General features: G+C 60.8%; 3 protein-coding genes. All 3 read right to left on the bottom strand.

Going from position 1 to position 2652, the window contains the following annotated elements:
- Nucleotides 1–835 (bottom strand): hypothetical protein (locus tag JJE47_14615; protein ID MBK5268657.1); only part of this gene is annotated, 835 nt, incomplete at its 3' end.
- Nucleotides 832–1440, bottom strand: coding sequence for a hypothetical protein (locus JJE47_14610; protein ID MBK5268656.1), 609 nt, complete (start codon nucleotides 1438–1440; stop codon nucleotides 832–834). The genes JJE47_14615 and JJE47_14610, both read right to left, overlap by 4 nt.
- Before the next feature lie 190 nt (nucleotides 1441–1630).
- Nucleotides 1631–2652: inositol-3-phosphate synthase (locus JJE47_14605; protein MBK5268655.1), on the bottom strand; the 1022-nt coding region annotated here is incomplete at its 5' end.

Raw genomic sequence — 2652 nt, 5'->3', positions numbered from 1 at the left:
GGTAGGTGATCGTTGCGGTGGTGTCGGGGACATCCAGTGTGGTCCAGGCTTCCGTGCCGATTCTCCATTGGACGAACCATTGGTATCGAACCTCAAGTGGGTAGGAGCTCAGGGACGGGTGGCAACGCGGGGTTGACCCGGGCTCTTCGCAAGTCTTGACCTCGTAGGTGTGCCGGGCGGCGCCGTCGGGATACCCGCTGAGAAGTGGATATGTCTCGGGGGCGAGGGTCAGGCTTGATCCATCACCCCAATCGACGGTGATGGCCGCTACCGAACCGAAGACCTCGAGCTCTCCACCATTTGGCCCGGCGATCGAATCGGCAAACGTTGGAGGTGGGGTCAAGCCCAAGTGAGTTTCAGCGCCGGTCAGTCCCCATGGCACGGCCGGGTTCAAGGCCGGTTCTGGGATCTGGTGGATGTAGTCCCTGACCAGATCCCACACCATGGCATCGGTCGGTAGAGCCCCAACCGGTTCCGACGTGCAGACCGGATAGGTGACGTCGACGTTGAGTGGACCTCCCGGGGTTCCGTCCGAGTCGAAACCAAAGGCAGCCGACCCGTCGGAGTAGCGGGTGATCATCTCCCAGCCGGTCCAAGCCGTCCTCCAATACCAACACGTCCCGTTGGTGGCTGAACTCACCGCCGGATACAACCGCAGAGGAACCTCGTACTCCGACGCGTAGTCAATGATCGTTCCAGAAACGCGACAACGGGTAACGGTCGTGGGGCGGTCGTAGGCGTCCCAAGTTGTATCAGTCCAGCAGAACTGGACAACCTCTCCGGAAGCTCTGATCGGAAGAAGCACCAACGCCAGCACCAGCGCCAGGTACCTCACGGCGTCACCTCCCGTTGGAGGTTGTCGCAGTCCATCAACCACAAGTCGTTCGCATATTTCCACCCGGTTGCGAAACGGAAGCCGTATCGGGAATCGGGCCAGAGAACCGAGACCGTGGGGGCACCGACTGATCCCCGGAACTCAGTCATGTCAATAAAGTTCTCGACGACCAAACAGTCGGGTCGATCCAACAGAATTTTGGTCCCCTCGACTCGAACGTTGGTTTCCGTAGGCGCCACGACGAACTCCATCGAATCCATCGCCGAGATCCCTGCATCGTGAAAGCGCGTCGTCGCGACTACCGGCCAGAGGGCGTCGGGGTCTTTGCGGTAGATGGCGTCGAACCAACCGAACCAGAGTGTCTGTAACAAGGCCTCAACCTCGGTCGATCGTTGCCCTTCGGTCGTGGTCGAGGTCGCAACCGGCGCCGTGGTCGGCGGTGCGGTTACCGAGGTCGTGGCCGCCGTCACCGGAGGAGATGCGGTCAGTGGGGAAGGCGGTGATCCACCTTGTGCCGTCAGCACGATCAACGTCAGAGCCAGGGCTCCGACGAGCCCAAATCCCGCTATCAGGCGCCACTGGTTCGGTCTTTCCCCAGGTGGCACGTGATACCAACCTATCCGTAACCAACGGGTCCCGATAGTCGCGCCTAGCGGGAGGTTTCGCGCTCCGCCGTCTCCATCGATAGCTGCCCGCCGCTAGATCTGCGTGCAACCTCGATAAACACAGCCCACTCCTGCGCCACCGCCTATCAGGGTCTAGCCCGTTTGCGCCAAGAAAAGGATTAGCTCGCCGTCAATCCGCTTCGTCTTCTTCGTAGTACTCGGTGCCGAGGTGGGTTATGAGCTCTTCGCCCATCATGGCGCGGAGGTTGTTCTTCATCTTTGTGAGTTGGATGAAAAGGTCGTTCTCCGGATAGAGGCCGGGGGCAGCTTGTGGACTCTTGAAGTAGAACGAGAGCCACTCCTGGATTCCCGACTTGCCGGCCCTCGCCGCCAGATCCATGAACAGAGCCAGGTCGAGGACGATCGGGGCGGCCAGGATCGAATCCTTGCAAAGGAAGTCGATCTTGATCTGCATCGGGTAGTTGAGCCACCCGAAAATATCGATGTTGTCCCAGCCCTCTTTGTCATCTCCCCGTGGTGGGTAGTAGTTGATCCGCACCACGTGATAAAGGTCGCCGTATAGCTCGGGGTAGACATCGGGCTGGAGGATCGTTTCGAGGACTCCAAGCTTGGAAACCTCCTTCGACTTGAAGCTTTCGGGATCGTCGAGGACTTCGCCGTCTCGGTTGCCGAGGATGTTGGTGGAGTACCAGCCTTTGATCCCGAGCATCCGTGCCTTGAGCCCGGGAGCGATCATTGTTTTCATGAGGGTCTGGCCGGTCTTGAAGTCCTTGCCGCTGATCGCCACGTTGCGCTCGGTGGCGAGCTTGCGCAGCACTGGCGTGTCGACGGCCAGGTTCGGCGCGCCGTTGGCGAACGGCACGCCCTCCTTCATGCAAGCCCAGGCATAGATCTGTGAACTCGAGATCGCGGGGTCGTTTGCGCGAAGCCCCGCCTCGAAAGCCTCGATCGTCTGGTGGACGCTCGTTTCGGTGAGGTAGATCTCCGTCGAGCCGCACCAGACTGTGACCGCGCGCGCGCAGCCTCGCTCCTTCATGAACGAGCGGATGTCGTCGCGGATCGCCTCCACCATGTCCGCCTTCGTGGCAGCCTTCTTCACGTGGGTGCCGCTCAGGCGCTTGACGTACTCCGGGTAGAAGACCGCCGGCATCGGGGCGATCCTGGAGAGCTCGTCCTTCACGGCGTCGAGGT

This window comes from Acidimicrobiia bacterium (assembly GCA_016650365.1).
In the GTDB taxonomy this organism is placed as follows: Bacteria; Actinomycetota; Acidimicrobiia; order Spongiisociales; family JAENVV01; genus JAENVV01.
This window is presented reverse-complemented; position numbering and strand designations above follow the sequence as displayed.